Genomic DNA, 18428 nt, shown 5'->3' on the forward strand with positions numbered 1-18428 from the left:
ACCTACCCCTCGCGGATGACCGCGACCTGACCCGCACGGACCACGTGCGGCCCGCCCTCGTTGCCGGAGAGCAGGTCGGTGCCCCGGACGGGGACGATGACCGCTTCGTGGGTGTGGTTGATGACGAAGACGTACGTCCCCTGCTCACCCACCCGACGGATCGCCTCGACGCCCTCGGGGAGTCCCCCGACGACCGGCTTGGTCGTGGTGAGGACCTGGTTGGCCAGGGTGTCGAGCGACTCGGGGGTGAGCTCGGTGCCGACGTACCAGGCCGTGCCCTTGCCGACCCGGCGCCGGGTGACGGCCGGGTCGCCGGCGCAGTCGCCGGTGGCGTACGCAGCCACCACATCGGCCCCGACAGCGCGACCTCGCTCGCTCCAGATCGTGCCGGAGCCGTAGGCGGTCAGCGGGATCTCGTCGCCCTGGGGAAGCGGGCAGAACTCCTCGATCCGCACCCCGAGGAGATCGGACAGACCGCCCGGGTAGCCGCCCAGCCGGATGTGGTCGTGCTCGTCGACGATGCCGGAGAAGTAGGTGGCGACCAGGGTGCCGCCGGCCTCGACGAAGGCGGTGAACCGCGCGATGGTCTCGTCGGAGAGCAGGTACTGCACCGGCAGCACCACCACCTCGTAGCCGTCGAGCGGGTCGGCGACCCCGACGATGTCGACACCGAGATTCCGCGTCCAGCAGGCCTTGTGCCAGGCCCGCGCGGTCGCCATCGGATCGACGTCGACCGACGGGTGCGAGTCGAAGGTCGCCGCCCACCAGGACTCCCAGTCGAAGCAGATCGCGACGCCTGCCTGTGCGACCCGGGTGCCGGCGACCTCCGCGATCGCGGAGAGATCCGCCCCGAGGCGTACGACGTCTCGCCACAGGCGGCTCTCGGTGCCGGCGTGCGGAACCATCGCGGAGTGGAACTTCTCCGCACCACCGCGCGAGGCACGCCACTGGAAGAACAGCGCGCCGTCGGCTCCGCGCGCGACGTGCTGGAAGGAGTTGCGGCGCATCTCGCCGGTGGTCTTGGCGATGTTGCGCGGCTGCCAGTTGACCGCGGACGTGGAGTGCTCCATCAGCAGCCACGGCTCACCGTGGGCCCAGGAGCGGGTCAGGTCGGCCGTCATCGCGAGCTGCTGGGTGCGGTCGTCGTCCTCGGCGATGAGGTAGTGGTCGTTGGAGACGAGGTCGCCGACGTCGACCCAGCTGCGGTAGTCGAGCGACTTGCGGAACCCCATGAAGTTGGTGGTCAGGGGCTTGTCGGAGTGCGCCCGCACCGCCGCCGCCTCCACCCGGTAGAGGTCGCGGATCTCGTCGGAGCAGAACCGCCACCAGTCGAGCTGCTGGCCGGGGTTGGCGAAGTTGCCGTAGGAGACCTGTCGTGGCGGACCGATCTTCTCCCAGCCGGTGTAGTGCTGGCTCCAGAAGGCCGTCGCCCAGGCCTCGTTGAGCTTCTCGATCGTGCCGTAGCGGTCCTGCAGCCAGTGCCGGAAGGCCACCGCGCTGGCGTCGCAGAAACAGTGGTCGTTGTGGCAGCCGTACTCGTTGTTGACGTGCCACATCACGACCGCCGGATGCTCGTCGTAGCGCTTGACCAGCTCGGTGATGAGCGCCGTAGCGGCCTCGCGATAGCCGGTCGAGGAGGGGCAGTACGCCTGGCGGGCACCGAACGCGCGCGGGTTGCCGATCTGGTCGACGAGCGTGGCCTCCGGGTGGCGCTCGAGGAACCACGGCGGCGGGCTCGCGGTCGCAGTCGCCAGGTCCACGGCGATCCCACCCGCGTGGAGCTTGTCGAGCACCCGGTCGAGCCAGCCGAAGTCGTACCTCCCCGGCTCGGGCTCCAGCAGTGCCCAGGAGAAGATCCCCACGCTGACCAGGTTGACCCCGGCCTCCTGCATGAGGCGTACGTCCTCGTCCCAGACCTCCTCGGGCCACTGCTCCGGGTTGTAGTCGGCGCCGTAGGCGATCCGGCCACCCAGCGCTCGGGTGACCCGCTCCATCCCCGTCATGGAGCCAGCCTCTCCGTGCGCCACTTGTCGCCCTCGCGGCGGTAGACGAGCCGGTCGTGCATCCGCCCCGGCCGCCCCTGCCAGAACTCCACGGTCTCGGGCTCGACCCGGTAGCCGCCCCACTCCTCCGGCACCGGGACCGGCTGTCCCTCGAACTGCGCCTCGATCCGCTCGTATGCCGCCGCCAGCTCCTCGCGCCCGGTCACGACCCGGCTCTGGTGGGAGGCGTGGGCGCCGAGCTGGGAGCCGCGCGGACGCTGGGAGAAGTAGGCCTCGACGTCTTCCGTCGAGAGCTGGTGGGCGACGCCGTCGATGCGTACCTGACGCTCCAGCGGGTGCCACGGGAAGAGCACCGCGCAGCGCGGGTTGTGCGCGAGGTCGGAGCCCTTCCGGGAGGCGGTGTTGGTGAAGAAGGTGAAGCCCTCGGTCGAGAAACCCTTCAGCAGCACCGTCCGCGACGAGGGCGCGCCGTCCGCCGAGACGGTCGAGACCACCATCGCGTTGGGCTCGACGATGCCCGCGTCACGAGCCTCGGCGTACCACCTCTCGAACTGTTGGAACGGGTCCGCCGCGAGGTCGTCCTCGGTCAGACCGTCGCGGGTGTAAGACTCACGCGCGGCCGCCAGCTCAGCTGAGAGATCCATGGTCTCAACCTACGACGTCGGGAGTCACCGGCGTCGGGGACTCAACTCATACGGATCAGCCCATGAAGCCCTTCACCTGGGTGCCCGACTCGTCGAGCTTGTCGCCCAGCTGCTCCAGCGCCGACCCGACCTTCGCGAGGAGCTCTGCGATCGTCTCGAGCGAGCCGGAGAGATCGTCGAGCGCCGAGCCGGCCCCGCCGATCTCCTTCGCCGCGCTGGCGATCGACTTGGCCGGACCGTCGGCCATCGGCACCCGGCCGAGCCCCTCGGCGACGTCGGCGAGGCGGTCGACGCCCTTGGAGATCGCCGTGGAGATCCCGCCCAGCGAGGTGGCGACGTCGCCGAGCGCGTCCTTGACGCCACCGGTGCCGTCCCCGACCAGCACGGCGCCGGCCTCACGGGCGCGCCCGCCGGCCGCCTCGAGTCCCTCGCCGAAGGAGTCGAACAGCTGCGGCAGCCGCTCGAGTGCCGCCAGCACGTCCTTGTTCTCGGTGATCAGCTTGATCACCTTGTCGATGTCCTTGGCGTTGAGACCACCGACGAGCTTCCCCAGGTCCATGGTGGCGACACTAGCGCCGGACCCCCTACCACGACCGCGCCCCACGCCCGGGTCGGAGCCAGGATGCGGCACAATGCCCATGACAACAGAGGAACGGAGAAGGTAGTGAGCCAGGTACAGCACGGCCTCGAGGGCGTCGTGGCCTTCGAGACCGAGATCGCGGAGCCCGACAAAGAGGGTTCGGCCCTTCGCTACCGCGGGGTCGACATCGAAGACATCGTCGGGCGGGTCCCGTTCGAGAACGTCTGGGGTCTGCTGATCGACGGCTCGTACGGGCCCGGCCTGCCGCCCGCCGAGGCCTACAACCTGCCGGTGCACACCGGCGACGTGCGCGTCGACGTCCAGGCCGCCATTCCGATGCTCGCACCCGCCTTCGGGTTCGGGCAGACCTACGACATCTCCGACGAGCAGGCCCGCGAGGACCTCGCGCGTGTGGCCGTCATGGTCCTGTCGTACGCCGGCCAGTCCGCTCGCTCCATCCACCTCCCGGTGGTGCCGCAGCGCGAGGTCGACAAGGGCAGCACTCTCGCCGAGAAGTTCCTGATCCGCTGGCGCGGCGAGGCCGACCCGGCCCACGCGCACGCCATCGACGCCTACTGGTCCTCGGCCGCCGAGCACGGCATGAACGCCTCCACCTTCACCGCCCGGGTGATCACCTCCACCGGCGCCGACGTCGCCGCGGCCTTCTCCGGAGCCATCGGCGCGATGAGCGGCCCGCTGCACGGCGGCGCGCCCTCCCGCGTACTCGGCATGATCGAGGACGTCGAGAAGTCCGGCGACGCGGCCTCCTACGTCAAGGGGCTCCTGGACTCGGGTGAGCGGCTGATGGGCTTCGGCCACCGCGTCTACCGCGCCGAGGACCCGCGTGCGCGCGTGCTTCGTCGCACCGCCCGCGAGCTGAACGCACCTCGCTACGAGGTCGCCGAGGCGCTGGAGAAGGCGGCACTGGAAGAGCTTCGTGCGCGCCGCCCCGACCGCGTCCTGGAGACCAACGTCGAGTTCTGGGCCGCCATCGTCCTCGACTTCGCCGAGATCCCGGCCAACATGTTCACCTCGATGTTCACCTGCGCCCGCACCGGTGGCTGGTCGGCCCACATCCTGGAGCAGAAGAAGACCGGCCGGCTCATCCGGCCTTCGGCCATCTACACCGGTCCGGCCCCTCGCCCCGCCGACGCGGTCGAGGGCTGGAACCCCGAGTGGGGGAAGTGACCGCACGCTGACGCCATGACGCAGGAACCGACCGGCTCGAGCCGGTCGGTTCCTGCGTTGTCGGGTCGGTTGTGGATCGGGTGCGGGGTCAGCTGTCGAGCCGCTTGGCCATGCAGACGACCAGGTCGTCGTCCTTGTAGTAGCCGAAAGGTTCGACGCCGACGTAGCCGTTGGCCGCATAGAGCCCGATCGCCTCGTGCTGAAGTCCACCGGTGGTGAGGACCATGGCCTCGAAGTCGGCCTGCCGCGCGGAGGTCTCGACGTGGGCGAGCATGCGTTTGGCGAGCCCCTGGCCCTGGGCCTCGGGGACGACGTACATCCGCTTGATCTCGGCGGTCACCACGGTCCCGAGCGCGGACTCGCCGGATCGCCGCCAGGCGCCGGAGGCGACCGGGACGTCGTCGAGATAGGCCAGGAAGTAGGCGCCCGCGGGCGGCTCGAACATCTCCGGCACGGTCGGGTCGTGGTCGGGCTCGCCGTAGCGCTCGACGTAGAACTCCTGGACCCGGTCGACCAGCTTCTGCGCATCCGGGTGGTCGTACGCGACCCGGCGAATCTCAACAGACACGTCGGTATTCTGGCCGATGCCCGCATCTTGCGAGAATGGGTTTATGACGCTGCAGATCCCCGCCGACCTCCTGCCCGCCGACGGACGTTTCGGCTCCGGGCCGTCCAAGGTGCCCGCCGGCCGCCTGGAGGTGCTCGCCGCGACCGGGGCGTCGGTGATGGGCACCTCTCACCGCCAGCAGCCGGTGAAGGATCTCGTCGGCCGCGTCCAGTCCGGGCTGGCCGACCTGTTCTCGCTGCCGGAGGGCTACGAGGTCGTCATCGGCAACGGTGGCTCGGTCGCGTTCTTCGACCTGGCGACGTACGCCCTGGTGCGCGAGCGCAGCCAGCACGCCGTCTTCGGAGCGTTCGGCAAGAAGTTCCTCTCCGCGGCGAAGGCGGCTCCGTGGCTGGGCAACCCATCGGTGATCTCGGCCGAGCCCGGTGGCCTGGCCGTGCCGTCGTACGAGGACGGAGTCGATGTTTACGCCTGGACACATAACGAGACCTCGACGGGTGTGATGGCTCCGGTCGTACGTCCTGCCGGTGCCGGTGCCGACCAGCTCACCATCGTCGACGCGACCTCGGCCGCCGGCGGTCTGCCGCTCGACGTCACCCAGAGCGACGTCTACTACTTCGCGCCGCAGAAGTCGTTCGCCTCCGACGGCGGCCTGTGGCTGGCCCTCCTCTCCCCGGCCGCGATCGCGCGGGCCGAGGAGATCGCCGCCAGTGGCCGGCACATCCCGTCGTTCTTCTCGTTGACCGAGGCGATCAAGCAGTCCCGCAGCAGTCAGACCGTCAACACCCCGGCCGTCGCCACGCTCCTCCTGATGGCCGAGCAGGTCGACTGGATGAACTCCTCGGGCGGCCTCGACGCGATGGTCGCCCGCACCACCGCCTCCTCCGACGCGCTCTACGCGTGGGCCGAGAAGGCGCCGTACGTCCGGCCGTTCGTCGAGGATCCCACCCACCGCTCCCTGGTCGTCGGCACCGTCGAGCTCGACGCCGGGATCGACAAGGACGAGCTGCGCCGCATCCTCACCGAGAACGGCGTCGTCGACCTCGACGCCTACCGCGGCATCGGCACCAACCAGCTGCGGATCGCGATGTACCCCTCCGTCGACGCCGCCGACATCGAGGCCCTCACCGCCTGCATCGACTGGGTCGTCGACCGCCTCTGACCCGCCGAGTCGGCGCAACTGTCCCAAGAACAGTGCCCGAGTCGGCGCAAATGTCCCGATGCGGTTGAGACAGACGCGCCGACTCGGCGTCAGGAGCGCTTGCGGAAGATGAAGTACGCAGCGACGGCGAGCGCCACGAGCGCGACCGGCCCCCTGAGTTGGCTCAAGTGGTTAGTGCGTGAGGTTAGGCGTGCTCGAGCGCGTCGAGGATGGCTTGCTGTGGTTCGGGGATGATGGGGGCGAAGGTCTGCTGGGTGCCGTTGATCGCGATGGTCGCGGACCGCAGTGGCCGTAGTTGGCGAACGACGTTGCGGATGGCGAGCCCGGTCCGGGCTTGGACCTCGCGGCTGACCGCGAGCGCGGTGAACACGATGGTGAGGTGGGCCTCGATCGCGTCGCGGGTGTGGTGGAACATCGGCCGGGCGCGGAGGTCGGTCTTGGACATCCGGAAGGACTGCTCGACCTGCCATAGGGCGTGGTAGCTGGCGATGACCTCGCCGGCGGGCATCACCGTGGCGGGGATGTTGGTGACGTAGCCCTTCAGCCCGACCAGTCGCCGGGCTCGGGCCAGCGATGCCTCGTCAAGCTCGGCAGCGCCGTTGCGGGTCTTGACGAACCGGGGCGTGCGGGCGGCCTTCTCGCCCGCGACGACGGCTTTGGCCTTGTTCTCCTGCAGGGTCAGCGTCCGGTTGTCGCGCACTGCGCGCTTGGTCGAGTAGGCCCACACCGCTCGCCACGAGCCGGGATGGTGCTCGGGGTCCCAGACCGGTTCGGCCTTCTGCTTCGGGTCGTTCTCGATCTTGTGCCCGGTGCGTGGGGTGATGGTGTCGATGACTTGGGCGTCGGTGAAGGCGTCGCCGTGCCAGCGGAAGTGGGACTCCAGATCGTTGGGTGCCTTGGTCACTCGCGATCCCACGATGAACCGCAGGTCAGCCTCGTCCAGGTCGCGCAGATTCGTGGCTGCCAGCATCCCGGCGTCGGCGACGATCACGATGTCAGCCAGCCCGTGCCGGGTCTGGAACTGCTTCACGATCGGGATCAGCGTGAGCGTCTCGGCCTTGTTGCCCTCGAAGCAGCCGATCTCGAGCGGGAACCCGCGTCGGTCGACCAGCAGGCCCACGACGATCTGGGGGTCGACGCGGCGTTCCTTGGAGTAGCCGACCTTGCGCAGTTCGTCTTCCTTCTCTGCCTCGAAGTAAAGAGTGGTGACGTCGTAGAGGATCAGGCTGATGTCGCCGCGGGTGGCGGCGTGAGCGAAGCAGGCGGTCGCGATCTGGTCGCGGTAGCTGCTGCCCTTCTTCGCGCCGCCCGTCGTCGCGGGCTTGGTCTTGGCGTGTGCGCGGCTCAGGGTGCGCTTCATCGTCGCGTAGCTGGCTGGGGTTCGGCCCAGGTCCTTCAACACGCGCCCGGTGTCAAGCAGTGAGGTCGGCTCTACGATCCGGGCGATCACCAGGTCGCGGAAGACCGGATCGTCGAGGATGTTGAACCCCAAACTGTCGAAGACCGTCGCGAGGGTCTCGTGCAGGAGTCGGGAGTCAGTGCTCACGACCCGACCGGGTTCATCACGCCGCGCCCTCACCGGCCGTGGAACCGGGTCGAGGACGCCCTGTGCAACCGGTTCGGACACGAGTTCCGCGACCCGCGGCGTGGGCGCGACATCCAGGTCGAGAGCGTCCTGTCCGGGATCGGCCAGCAGGCTGCGTGCCTGTTCAAGCAGGAGCCCGAGCTCGGCATCAGTGTGCGCCGAACCAAGGTGCTTCACGATCCGCTGACGCCCGCCGGCGTATTCAGCGATCTGGACCGCGGTGGCACCCGACCCGGTCCTCACCCGCCGAATGAACGCCACCCCGCGACCCTAGACCGCGCCCGCTTAGTGCGTGAAAACGTACTAAGCGTCATCCATACCCGCAGGTCAGCGACATCTCGTCCCGCCCATCCCCGACCGGTGAGCCAAGTCAGGAAGAACAGTGCCCGAGTCGGCGCAAATGTCCCGATGCGGTTGAGACAGACGCGCCGACTCGGCGTCAGGAGCGCTTGCGGAAGATGAAGTACGCAGCGACGGCGAGCGCCACGAGCGCGACCGGCCCCAGCGAGCCGCCGGAGTTCGAGTCGCCGTCCTTGCCGCTGTCCTCGTTCTCGGCTTCGTCGCCACCCGCCGGCTCGGCCTCGTCGGACGGGGTCGGATCAGCGGTCGGAGACCGCTCGTCGCCGAGCACGTCGCTCACCAGGTCGGGGTCGACGCGGATCACCTCTGCCCGGATGCCCTCACTGGTCACGACGACCTCGCCCTTGGCGGTGACGCCGACGGCCTCGCCCTGCTCCTGGTCAGGCGTCCGGAACGAGCCGACTCGGTCCATCGAGGGCCAGTCGTAGATCGTGGCGGAATAGTAGCCGCGTACGACCAGGTGCTTGCCGTCGGGGAAGAAGGCACCGTCGGTGGCCATCGGGATGACGGGGGCGACCTCCTTCAGCTGGTTGGGGCCGTCGGGGTCGAGACGCTTCGGGACTGCGTAGAGCCGCCCACCTCCCCAGTCCTTCGTGGCGACGAAGACCTGACCGTCGGGATGGGCCAGCAGCGACTCCGCGTTGTGCGGGCCGTCGGGGTAGACGAGCTCGTAGACGGTCGGTGAGACGGTGCGCTCACCCCGCCCGACCCGCACCTTCGCGATCCTGATCGAGTCCCAGACGCTGTTGTTGTCGCCGATGTCGCCGACCCAGACATGCTTGCCGCCCGCGGGCGCGAGCCCTTCGACGTCGACCGGGTCGGCAGCCCAGTGGGTCACCCCGACCGTGGCACCGCTCGAGTCGACGGTGAACACGCGGCCGCTGTCGCCGGAGTCGTTGGTGGTGGCGAACAGCCCCTTCCCGAGCGGGGTCAGCGCACTGGCTTCGCTGATCGTCGGGTCGGAGAAGGAGAAGAGGACGTCGTCGCCGGCGGCGTGCGCGGGAACGGACGAGATCAGCAGCAGTCCGAGTGCGCCCGCGGCGGCGACGACCGCCTTCATCGGTCGGCGAGCAGCTCGCCGAGCTTCGGACGTACGCCCCACTCGGCCACGAGGTCGTCGTACTCCTTCTTCACCGAGCCGCCCTTGACCGGCGAGCCGGTGCGGATCGCGCGGAGCATGGTGTTGCGCGGGGTGTGCTGGCTCTCCACGAACTGCACCACCTCGACGCGGTAGCCGGCCAGGCGCAGCAGGCTCGCGCGCAGGGCGTCGGTCAGAGTGTCGGCGAAGCGCTCGCGGAGGATGCCGTGGCGGGTGAGCATCGAGTAGGGCGCCGGGGTCGGGGCCTTGCGCAGCTGGGCGGCGATGTCGTGGTGGCAGCACGGCGCGGCGAGCACCAGCGGCGCCTCCCACTCGATCGCCCGGGCGAGGGCGTCGTCGGTGGCGGTGTCACAGGCGTGGAGGGCGAGCACCACGTCGGGCTTCTCGTCCAGCTGGACGCCCTCGATCGTCCCGGCCACGAACTCGGCATGCACTCCGAGCTCGGCCGCGATCTTCGAGTTGTGCTCCCGCGACTGCTCCTTGACGTCGACGCCGGTGACGACGACGGGCAGCTCGCGGACCTCGGTGAGGTAGCGCTGGGCGGCGAAGGTCAGGTAGCCGTTGCCGGCCCCCAGGTCGATGATCCGCAGCGGCTCCTCGGCGGTCGGCCGGCGGACCTTGCCGGACTTCATCGCGTCAGTCAGGGCCGCGTCGAGCTGGCGCAGGAACTCCTCGACCTGACGGTACTTCGCCTGGCGCGACGGCTTCAGCTTCCCGTCCTTGTCGGAGAGACCGAGCACCCGGAAGACCGGGTCGGACTCCGGCAGCAGCCGCTCCTTCGCCTGGTCGTGGCCGCGTTCGACCTCGACCGGCGCGGTCAGCTCGGTGGTCGAGACGAGCGCGGTCGTCGGCGTCTTCGCCTGGATCTGGGTCTGCTCGGTCGCGGTCGTCACGATCCAGTTGGCGAACGGTTCGTCGAGAAGATCGTCCAGTGACGAACTATCTCCTACGGGATGGTTCGCGGTGAACGCCTGGGTCGCGTCGTACGTCGTGATCTGCAGGTGTCGCCCGGCCTTGAGGTCGACGTAGCGGATCTCGGCGCGACGCCACTTCGGCACCGTGCCGCGCTGCTTGCCCGACGCGACCGCCTTGACCAGCTGTTCGGAATCGAGGATCACCGATCGCATCCGGTTCAGCGCTCGCAGCAGCGGTTCGGACTCCCTGCTCAATTCAGCACCCCGGCAATGACGACCACCAGCAGAAGGGCGACCAGCGCGCCGGGAATGATCATTCGGCGGTAACGCGGGTTCACCGCTTCAGTCTAGGCGCGCCTCGGTCGACGACCCCCATCCACGACCGCCGCCGCACGTGTAACACGTCGTTCGTGGAACTATCCGGTCGTTCCGATAGGGCGAGTAGTCCTACGAACAGCGTGTTACACCTCAGACCCGCGACGCGAACAGCTCGGCGAGATGCATGGTCGGCACCGAGGCGAGGTCGTCGAGCTGGACACGACACGACATCCCGTCGGCGAGTACGACCGCGTCGGGATGCGACCGGACAGCCGGGAGGAGATGCGTCTCCGCGACCGCGACCGACACCTCGTAGTGCCCCTCCTCGACGCCGAAGTTGCCGGCCAGACCGCAGCAGCCCGAGACCTTGGTGACCGTCGCGCCGGCCTGCTTCAGGAGCGCCTCGTCGGCCGTCCAGCCGAGGACGGCGTGCTGGTGGCAGTGCGGTTGCGCGACGACCTCGACCCCGGTCAGGTCGGGCAGCTTCACACGCCCCTCGCCCGCCAACCGGGTCACCAGCTCGGCGAAGGTGAGCATCCCGTCACGTACGACCTCGGCCTCGGGCAGCGCCGAGAGCTCCACCGAGTCGGAACGCAGCGTCGCGGTGCAGGACGGCTCGAGCCCGACGACGGGGACACCGGAGGAGACATAGGGGGCCAGCGTACGGACCGTCTTCTCCATGATCTTCCGGGCATCGTCGAGCTGACCGGTGGTGATCCAGGTGAGGCCGCAGCAGGCCTTGTCGCCGATGACGCGTACGTCCAGGCCCTGCGACTGGAGCCACCTGATCGCACCGTGACCGGACTGCGCGAAGAAGTGGTCGGTGAAGGAGTCGGCCCAGATCCATACATCGGGGGTCTCGGCGCCGAGGCGAGCGACCGGCGCCGACCGCTTCAGCGTCTTCGGCGCGAACGCCGGGATCGAGCGCCGCTGGTCGATGCCGGCGGTCTTCTTGGCGATCTTCGCCAACGGGCCCACCTTCAACGAGGCGTTGGCCACCTGGGTGAACGGCGCCGCGAGCCGGGCCCACTTCGGCAGCTGGCCGAGAAGAGCGTGCGAGCGCGGCCGCCGCTCCCCGAGGACGTCGTGCTTCTGGTAGAGCGCCTCCGACTTGTACGTCGCCATGTCGATGCCCGTGGGGCAGTCGGACGCACACCCCTTGCAGGCCAGGCACAGGTCGAGCGCCTCGCCGACCGCGGGGTCGCCGAGCCCGTCGACGAGGGAGCCGTCCAGCGCCTCCTGCAGCACCCGGGCGCGCCCACGGGTCGCGTCCTTCTCCTCGCGCGTGGCGAGGTAGGAGGGGCACATCACCCCGATGGTCTTCGGCGCCACGCACTTGCCGACGCCGGTGCAGCGGTGCACGGCCGCACCCAGGTCACCGGAGTCGTGGATGAGCCGCAGCCCGGTCCGCGGGAGCGCGCGAGGGCGCACCGGACGCAGGTCGTCGGTGATCGACGCGGGCCGCACGATGTTGCCCGGGTTGAGCAGGTCGGACGGGTCACAGATGCCCTTGACCTGCTCGAAGAGCTCGATCGATGTCTTGTCGTACATCAGAGGCAGCAGCTCCGAGCGCACCCGCCCGTCGCCGTGCTCGCCCGAGAGCGACCCGCCGTAGGTGACCAGCTGGGTGGCGCACGCGGTCATGAACTCCCGGAACACCTGCGCCGACTCCGGCGAGTCCGGTGCGAAGGGGAAGTCGATGCGGCAGTGGATGCAGCCGTCGCCGAAGTGTCCGTAGGGATAGCCGTGCAGACCGAAGTCCGACAGGATCCGCTCGAAGTCCCGCAGCCACGCGCCGAGGTGCTCCGGCGGGACCGCCGCGTCCTCCCAGCCGGAGTGGGCGGGCGTCGGCAACGAGACGCCGGCCAGACCGGCGCCGTCCTCACGGATCCGCCACAGCGCGGCCGCCTCGATGGGATCGACGACCACCCGGGACTCGAGCGCCCCCGACTCGGCAGCGAGGCGTTTCACCAGGTCAGGAGCGTCCTGCCCGGCGACCTCGACCATCAGCCAGCCGGCGCCCTTGGGCAGGTCCGGAACCGCCCGGCCCTTGGCGCGCACCAGATCGGCGATCCTGGCGTCCATCCCCTCGCAGGCGATCAGCCGCCCCGGCGCCACCTGGAGGAGCGTGGGTACCGCGTCGGCCGCCTCGACCATCGTCGGGTAACCGAGCACGAGCAGGAGGCGTCCGGGCGAGTCCTCGACGAGTCGCACCGTCGTCTCCAGGATGGTCGCCAAGGTGCCTTCGGTCCCGGCCAGGAACCGGTCGACCCGGCCGCCCTTCTCGGGCAGCAGGTGCTCGAGCGAGTAGCCCGAGACCTGGCGCCCGAAGCGGCCGAACTCGGTGCGCACGTGTCCGAGGTTGGCACCGACGAGCGCCTGGAGCCGCTCGGCGGTCTCCCCGGAGGAGACACCGTCGGCGTAGACCGCCTGCTCGCCGTTGCCGAAGAGCACGGTCAGCGCCTCGATGTTGTCGACGGTGCGGCCGTAGCCCAGCGCACGGTTGCCGCAGGCGTTGTTGCCGATCATCCCGCCGATGGTGCAGCGGGTGTGGGTGGACGGGTCCGGCCCGAACCGCAGCCCGTGCGGAGCGGCGGCGCGCTGCAGATCGGCGTGCACGACGCCCGGATCGATCCGCGCCGTCCGCGCCTCCGGGTCGATCTCGTAGATGGTCCGCAGGTCCCGGGTGTCCACGACGATCCCGGAGCCGACCGCGTTGCCGGCGATCGAGGTGCCCGCACCCCGCATGGTCACCGGCACCCCGACGGATCGAGCCACCGAGTGCACCCCGATCAGCTCGTCGCGGGACTGGGGCCGCACGACGACGGACGGCACGACCCGGTAGAGGCTCGCGTCGCTGGAGTAGAGCGCCCGGGCCAGCGGCGAGTCGTCGACCCGGCTGATCCCCTGGTTGCGCAGCTCATTCACCAGATCCGAGGCAGTCGCATTCACCCGCTCATTGTCACAGACCCCGAGGCCACCGCCGACCAGCGCCCACCGACGACGACCACAACCCGAACCCGTCTCATGGAGCGATATCGTCCTCTCATATAATGGGACGACCCGCGAGAGGCGGGCCCAATCCAGACCTCGGAGAGAGACCATGTCCGCCACCCCCGCACCGGCCAACCCACGCTCCCGCGTGCTCGTCGCCAGTCTCATCGGGACGACGATCGAGTTCTACGACTTCTACGCGTACGCGACCGCAGCCGTCCTCGTCTTCCCCGCCCTCTTCTTCCCGGCCGGCGACCCGACCACCGCGCTCCTGGCGAGCTTCGCCGTCTTCGGCGCCGCGATGGTCGCCCGCCCGGTCGGTGCCATCTTCTTCGGTCACCTCGGCGACCGGCTCGGCCGCAAGACGACCCTGGTGATCTCGCTGCTCACCATGGGCATCGCCACCTTCCTGATCGGCGTGCTCCCGACGTACGAGACGGTCGGCTGGGTCGCCACCGCGCTGCTCGTGCTGATGCGCCTGGCCCAGGGCTTCGCGCTCGGCGGCGAGTGGAGCGGCGCGGCCCTGGTCGCGACCGAGAACGCGCCGGAGGGCAAGCGCGCCATCTTCGGTACGTTCCCGCAGCTCGGCGCGCCGCTGGGCTTCATCCTCTCCAACGGCCTGTTCCTCACCATCGCGGCGCTGCTCTCCGCGGAGGGTGCCGACCCGACCAAGCCGTCCGACGCCTTCCTGGCGTGGGGCTGGCGGGTGCCGTTCCTCTTCTCCGCGGTCATGGTGATCGTCGGTCTGTGGGTCCGGCTGCGCCTGGTCGAGAGCGACGTGTTCACCAAGAGCCAGGACGCCGGCCTGGTCCGCAAGGTCCCGCTGGCCTCGGTCGTGCGCAACCAGGGCAAGCAGCTCGTCCTCGGCACCTTCTTCATGCTGGCGACCTATGTCCTCTTCTACCTGATGACCGCGTTCTCGCTGTCGTTCGGCACCGCCGCCAAGGACCTCCCGGTGCCCGGCCTGGGCTACGGCTACACGACCTTCGTGCTGATGCTGATCTTCGGCGTGATCTTCTTCGGCATCTTCACCATGGTCTCCGGGCCGCTCGCCGAGCGCTTCGGTCGCCGCCGTCTGCTGATCGCGGTCACCCTCGGGATCATCGTCTTCGGCCTCACCTGGGTGCCGCTGGTCGACGCGGGCACCCCGGGCGTGCTCCTCTGGCTCGTCGTCGGCTTCTCCCTGATGGGCCTGACCTTCGGGCCGATGGGCGCGCTGCTGCCCGAGCTGTTCCCGACCAGCGTCCGCTACACCGGCTCCGGCGTCTCCTACAACGTCGCCTCGATCCTCGGTGCCGCGGTCGCGCCGTTCATCGCGGTCGCGCTGTGGAAGCAGGCCGACGGCTCGCCCGTCCTGGTCGGCGTCTACCTCTCCGTGATGGCGGTGATCACCCTCATCTCGCTGCTGATCGGCAAGGAGACGAAGGACATCGCCCTCGAGGAGACCGCGGAGAAGGCCACCGTCTGACGGTCTACGGTGGCGGAGTGACCGTCAGGATCCTCTCCGCCACCGACGTACGCCACATCTTCACGCCGCAGCTCGCGCTGGAGTCCCAGCGCGAGGCGTTCACCCGACTGGGAGCCGGGGAGGCCGTCCAGCCTCCCCGGCTCCTCGTCGCCGGGCCCGAGGAGTCGGTCTCGTTCTGCTACTCCTCCCGGATCGCGCCCGACGCCCCGGCGGTGAGCAAGTTCGGCAGCGTCAACCCCGCCAACAAGGCCCGTGGGCTGGGCGCGGTGCACTCGGTCATCACGGTCCTCGACGCCGAGACCGGCGCACCGCGCGCGATCATCAACGGCGACAGCGTCACCGGCCTCCGCACCTCGGCCGCGACCACCCTCGCCATGCAGCAGCTCGCGCCCTCCGCCGCGACCGTTCTCGTCGTCGGCACCGGCGCCCAGGCCCGCGCCCACCTCGACGCCTTCGCAGTGACGCACCCCGACGCCGAGCTGCGGATCTTCGGCCGGAACCCGTTAGCCGCTGCCGAGGTCGCCGGGTCGCACGGTGCCGTGGCGGAGGAGGATCTCGAGCAGTCCGTACGCAGCGCCGACATCATCGTCCTCTGCACCTCGTCCCTCACCCCCGTGATCGAGGACGCCTGGGTCACCAACGGCACCACCGTTGCCAGCGTCGGCTCTTTCGCCCCCGACCGCGTCGAGCTGCCGCCGACTCTGCTGGCCCGCTCCACGGTCGTCGTCGACTACCGCGCGTCGGCGCTCACCGACTCCGGCCCGGTCGTCGAAGCAGTCGGTTCCGGGGCGGTCGACACCGATCGGATCGCCGACCTCGGTGCTCTCCTGACCGGCACTGCCACCCTCGACCGCGGTGCCGCCGACATCGTCACCTACTTCTCCGTGGGCGTCGGTGTCCAGGATGCCGCCGCGGCGGCGGTGATCCTGGCCGCGGCCGAGGAGAACGGCGTCGGCACCCAAGCCGACCGGGGCTAGGAGCGATGCCGCGAGCCCGAGAGGACGGGCCGGGCCCCTGACCCCAGAGCGAACGAACTTTCCTTTCGCGTGGGAGCGTGAACGAATCTTCATTCACCCCGGACCCGTGAACGAACTTTCATCCACCCCCAGACCCGTGAACGAATCTTTATCCACCCCGGACCCGTGAACGAACTTTCATCCACCCCCAGACCCGTGAACGAATCTTCATCCACCCCAGACCCGTGAACGAACTTTCATCCACCCCAGACCCGTGAACGAACTTTCGTTCACCGCCGGGACCGATCTGCCCGCCCGAGATACACCTCGGCCGAACCGGGTCCAGTTGCGACGTGACCGCCGCTCATTCGCATGCGTTTCCGGCGCCGTACGCCGCGGCCGCAACGACTAAGAGGCTGCCTTCTTCTCGGCCTCGAGAGCCGCGGTGACCACGTCGAGGAGCGGCAGGCTCCCCAGCTCATCACGGGTCACCCAACGTACGTCGTCGGTGGTGCCGCCCTCCTCGACCACCCGCGGCTCCGCGCCGTCGGCGACGGTCGCGGCGAAGATGAGGTGGACGCCGTGGAACTCCTCGTGACGACCGCTGGGAGCGGTGCCGGTGATGTTCACGTCGTGCACGTCGAGCAGGACGCCGACCTCGCAGGCCAGGCCGCACTCCTCGACGACCTCGCGCACCAGCGCCTCGCGCGGCTGCTCTCCGAAGTCGACCCCGCCACCGGGCAGCGTCCACGAGCCCGAGTGATAGCCGAGCGGCGAGATCCGGGTGAGCAGGATCGCGTCGTCGGCATCCCGCGTGATGAACGCGTACGCCGCCAGCCGCTGCATCCGTGCCGGCTTGTGCACCTCGAGGGCATCGGTGACCAGCGGGGACGTCGGGATCTCGCCGCTCACCACCGCCGCGAGAGGCACCCAGGCCGCCTCCGCGGTGGACCCGTCGACCTCCATCGTCTGCGGCTCGGGTGCGTCGTGGGGCACCCAGCCGTCGTAGACGATCCGGATCGCATGGGAGTTGACCCGGCGGCCCAGGCGCCAGGCCTTGGCCTGATGGGCGGAGTAGACCCGCGCCTCGACGCCGACCTCGACCGGCACCCCGGCCTCCTCGTAGACCTCGCGCACGACCGCGTCGCGCGGGTCCTCGCCGTGGTCGATCCCGCCACCCGGCAGCGTCCAGCGCTCCTCCGGCGTGACCTTCTCCGAGAGCCGGCTGAGCAGGATCTCCGGCTCGGCCGCCGCGCCGGCCCGGATGATGACGGCGTACGCCCCCACCCGCTGCACCTTCGGAAGCTTGCGTCGCCGCCCGCCGCGGCCCCGATTCCGCGTCGCCATCAGCTGAACGGAGGTCGGGAGTCGAGAGAGATGGAGCGGCGACCGGCCCAGCGCCACACCTTGGCGGCCCGGTCGCGGTCCTCGTCGGTGACCAGGTTGCCCATCCATCGCAGGGCGAGCGTCATCAGCCAGTCGGAGCGCATTCCGGCAGGTCCGAGCGTGGACACCAGGCGCGGACGGGTCGCGATCCCGGCCAGGCGGCGGGCGATGGAGAACGCCTCGCCGTAGTGCTCGCGCAGGGTCGCCGGCCACGCGGTGGCCAGGTCCTCGCCCGCGACGATGGCGTCGGCGATCATCCGCCCGGTCTCGAGGCCGTAGTCGATCCCCTCACCGTTGAGCGGGTTGACGCAGCCGGCAGCGTCGCCGATCAGCGCCCAGTTGGCGCCGGCGACGCCGGAGACCGCACCGCCCATCGGCAGGAGCGCGGACTTCTCCGCCCGCAGGTCGCCCTTCAGCCCGAACTGGTCGCGGCACTGCTCGGTGTAGTGGCGCATCAGCGGCTTGATCGCGACGTCCGCGGGCCGCTTGGAGGTGGCCAGCGCACCCGCGCCGATGTTCACCTCACCCGATCCGAGCGGGAAGATCCAACCGTACCCGGGCAGCGCCTCGCCGGATTCGTCGCGCAGCTCCAGGTGGGAGGAGATCCACTCGTCGTCGGCCTGGTCGGAGGCGATGTAGGCCCGCCCGGCGACGCCGTAGACGGTGTCGCGGTGCCACTCGCGGCCCAGCACCTTGCCCAGCGGCGAGCGCACGCCGTCTGCCACCACGACCGACCGGCACGCGACCTCGCGACCGCCCTCGAAGACGACGGCTGCGACTCGCTCGCCGTCCCAGCGCACGTCGACCGCGCGGACGCCGTCGACCGCGGTCGCGCCGGACTTGATCGCCACGGTGCGCAGATGGTCGTCGAGCTCGGTGCGCGGCACCGCCGACCCCCAGGACGGCAGCGTGCCGCCGGGCCAGGGCAGGTGCAGCGTCTGGCCGAAGCCGTGCGCCCGCAGGCCCTTCGAGACGGGGTGCGCCCGCAGCCAGTCCTCCAGGCCGAGCCGGATCAGCTCGTGGGTCGCACGCGGGGTCAGACCGTCACCACAGGTCTTGTCGCGCGGGAAGACCGCGGCGTCGGTCAGCAGGACATCGACCCCGGCGCGCGCCAGCCACGCCGCCGCGGCCGAGCCCGCAGGCCCTGCCCCCACGACGAGCACGTCAGCTGATTGCGGAAGGGACGACGTCATGCGCATATCTTCC

14 protein-coding genes are annotated in these 18428 nt (G+C 69.9%); 4 read left to right on the plus strand and 10 right to left on the minus strand.

What is annotated here, in order from left to right; translation table 11 throughout:
• Nucleotides 1-2: 2 nt before the first annotated feature.
• From OG984_RS17750 to OG984_RS17760, 3 genes are read right to left on the minus strand one after another with little or no spacing between them, the layout of a single operon-like run.
• Nucleotides 3-2003: a beta-galactosidase gene (locus tag OG984_RS17750; protein WP_328527554.1), complete on the minus strand. Its 2001-nt coding sequence runs from the start codon at nt 2001-2003 to the stop codon at nt 3-5.
• On the minus strand, nt 2000-2647 hold the full coding sequence (gene pdxH, locus OG984_RS17755; RefSeq protein WP_328527555.1) for a pyridoxamine 5'-phosphate oxidase: 648 nt from the start codon (nt 2645-2647) through the stop codon (nt 2000-2002). Before pdxH ends, OG984_RS17750 begins: the two co-directional genes overlap by 4 nt.
• Nucleotides 2648-2702: 55 nt before the next feature.
• Nucleotides 2703-3206 (minus strand): hypothetical protein, encoded by a 504-nt coding sequence (locus OG984_RS17760; RefSeq protein ID WP_328527556.1) that lies wholly within the window; start codon nt 3204-3206, stop codon nt 2703-2705.
• A gap of 105 nt (nt 3207-3311) precedes the next feature.
• Between OG984_RS17760 and OG984_RS17765 the strand changes: the two genes are divergently transcribed.
• The gene (locus OG984_RS17765) at nt 3312-4415 is read left to right on the plus strand and encodes a citrate synthase 2 (protein ID WP_442940906.1); all 1104 of its coding nucleotides are present in this window, start codon (nt 3312-3314) and stop codon (nt 4413-4415) included.
• A gap of 88 nt (nt 4416-4503) precedes the next feature.
• Here OG984_RS17765 and OG984_RS17770 read toward each other — a convergent pair whose 3' ends face one another.
• On the minus strand, nt 4504-4983 hold the full coding sequence (locus OG984_RS17770) for a GNAT family N-acetyltransferase (protein WP_328527558.1): 480 nt from the start codon (nt 4981-4983) through the stop codon (nt 4504-4506).
• Between the two features lie 43 nt (nt 4984-5026).
• On the opposite strand from OG984_RS17770, the gene serC reads away from it, so the two are divergent.
• Nucleotides 5027-6142, plus strand: coding sequence for a phosphoserine transaminase (gene serC, locus OG984_RS17775; protein ID WP_328527559.1), 1116 nt, complete (start codon nt 5027-5029; stop codon nt 6140-6142).
• A gap of 184 nt (nt 6143-6326) precedes the next feature.
• Here the strand turns inward: serC and OG984_RS17780 are convergent, their stop codons facing one another.
• The 4 genes from OG984_RS17780 to OG984_RS17795 all read right to left on the minus strand — a co-directional run bounded on the left by OG984_RS17780 (nt 6327) and on the right by OG984_RS17795 (nt 13370).
• The gene (locus tag OG984_RS17780) at nt 6327-7988 is read right to left on the minus strand and encodes an IS1634 family transposase (RefSeq protein WP_328527560.1); all 1662 of its coding nucleotides are present in this window, start codon (nt 7986-7988) and stop codon (nt 6327-6329) included.
• 178 nt (nt 7989-8166) lie between these two features.
• Nucleotides 8167-9147, minus strand: a complete 981-nt coding sequence (locus OG984_RS17785; protein WP_328527561.1) for a hypothetical protein — start codon at nt 9145-9147, stop codon at nt 8167-8169.
• On the minus strand, nt 9144-10355 hold the full coding sequence (locus OG984_RS17790; protein WP_328527562.1) for a class I SAM-dependent methyltransferase: 1212 nt from the start codon (nt 10353-10355) through the stop codon (nt 9144-9146). The genes OG984_RS17785 and OG984_RS17790 overlap by 4 nt, the downstream gene beginning before the upstream one ends.
• Before the next feature lie 213 nt (nt 10356-10568).
• A complete protein-coding gene (locus OG984_RS17795) occupies nt 10569-13370 on the minus strand; it encodes an FAD-binding and (Fe-S)-binding domain-containing protein (RefSeq protein ID WP_328527563.1) in 2802 nt (933 codons plus the stop codon).
• 151 nt (nt 13371-13521) lie between these two features.
• On the opposite strand from OG984_RS17795, the gene OG984_RS17800 reads away from it, so the two are divergent.
• Together OG984_RS17800 and OG984_RS17805 are read left to right on the plus strand one after the other, a co-directional pair.
• Nucleotides 13522-14880, plus strand: a complete 1359-nt coding sequence (locus tag OG984_RS17800) for an MFS transporter (RefSeq protein WP_328527564.1) — start codon at nt 13522-13524, stop codon at nt 14878-14880.
• A gap of 17 nt (nt 14881-14897) precedes the next feature.
• The gene (locus tag OG984_RS17805) at nt 14898-15857 is read left to right on the plus strand and encodes an ornithine cyclodeaminase family protein (protein ID WP_328527565.1); all 960 of its coding nucleotides are present in this window, start codon (nt 14898-14900) and stop codon (nt 15855-15857) included.
• Between the two features lie 387 nt (nt 15858-16244).
• Here the strand turns inward: OG984_RS17805 and OG984_RS17810 are convergent, their stop codons facing one another.
• Together OG984_RS17810 and OG984_RS17815 are read right to left on the minus strand one after the other, a co-directional pair.
• Nucleotides 16245-17183, minus strand: coding sequence for an NUDIX domain-containing protein (locus OG984_RS17810; protein ID WP_328527566.1), 939 nt, complete (start codon nt 17181-17183; stop codon nt 16245-16247).
• A complete protein-coding gene (locus OG984_RS17815) occupies nt 17183-18415 on the minus strand; it encodes a geranylgeranyl reductase family protein (RefSeq protein WP_328527567.1) in 1233 nt (410 codons plus the stop codon). Before OG984_RS17815 ends, OG984_RS17810 begins: the two co-directional genes overlap by 1 nt.
• Nucleotides 18416-18428: the final 13 nt, after the last annotated feature.

The sequence above is a fragment of the Nocardioides sp. NBC_00368 genome, assembly GCF_036090055.1.
In the GTDB taxonomy this organism is placed as follows: Bacteria; Actinomycetota; Actinomycetes; order Propionibacteriales; family Nocardioidaceae; genus Nocardioides.

What these genes read in the sequence shown, in the direction of transcription:
- OG984_RS17810 (WP_328527566.1), bottom strand. Translation starts at nt 17,183, where the DNA reads ATGGCGACGCGGAATCGGGGCCGCGGCGGGCGGCGACGCAAGCTTCCG.
- OG984_RS17750 (WP_328527554.1), bottom strand. Translation starts at nt 2,003, where the DNA reads ATGACGGGGATGGAGCGGGTCACCCGAGCGCTGGGTGGCCGGATCGCC.
- pdxH (WP_328527555.1), bottom strand. Translation starts at nt 2,647, where the DNA reads ATGGATCTCTCAGCTGAGCTGGCGGCCGCGCGTGAGTCTTACACCCGC.
- OG984_RS17785 (WP_328527561.1), bottom strand. Translation starts at nt 9,147, where the DNA reads ATGAAGGCGGTCGTCGCCGCCGCGGGCGCACTCGGACTGCTGCTGATC.
- OG984_RS17760 (WP_328527556.1), bottom strand. Translation starts at nt 3,206, where the DNA reads ATGGACCTGGGGAAGCTCGTCGGTGGTCTCAACGCCAAGGACATCGAC.
- OG984_RS17800 (WP_328527564.1), top strand. Translation starts at nt 13,522, where the DNA reads ATGTCCGCCACCCCCGCACCGGCCAACCCACGCTCCCGCGTGCTCGTC.
- OG984_RS17815 (WP_328527567.1), bottom strand. Translation starts at nt 18,415, where the DNA reads ATGACGTCGTCCCTTCCGCAATCAGCTGACGTGCTCGTCGTGGGGGCA.
- serC (WP_328527559.1), top strand. Translation starts at nt 5,027, where the DNA reads ATGACGCTGCAGATCCCCGCCGACCTCCTGCCCGCCGACGGACGTTTC.